At 60.7% G+C, this 331-nt stretch carries 1 protein-coding gene; it reads left to right on the plus strand.

Annotated features, from left to right (window positions below; all coding sequences use genetic code 11):
- Positions 1 to 331: hypothetical protein (locus ABR397_RS23605; RefSeq protein WP_350307823.1), on the plus strand; the 331-nt coding region annotated here is incomplete at both ends.

Genomic DNA, 331 nt, shown 5'->3' on the forward strand with positions numbered 1-331 from the left:
TTTGCTGGACGTTTATGGTCAGCCGGCGCCGCTGGGCGTGGTGGGTGAAATTTATATCGGCGGGGCGGGGGTAGCGCGGGGCTACTTCAATCGCCCTGACCTGACGGCGGAACGGTTCCTGCCCGATCCGTTCAGTGACACCCCGGATGCACGCATGTACCGCACCGGGGATTTGGCGCGTTACCTGCCGGACGGCAATCTGGAGTTTCTGGGCCGCAACGACCAGCAGGTGAAAATTCGCGGTTTCCGCATTGAACCGGGGGAAATTGAAGCCCGGTTGATAGAACACCCGGCGGTATGTGAATCGGTGGTATTGGCGTTGGGAGAAGCG

It is taken from the genome of Photorhabdus viridis (assembly GCF_040256935.1).
Lineage (GTDB): Bacteria > Pseudomonadota > Gammaproteobacteria > Enterobacterales > Enterobacteriaceae > Photorhabdus > Photorhabdus viridis.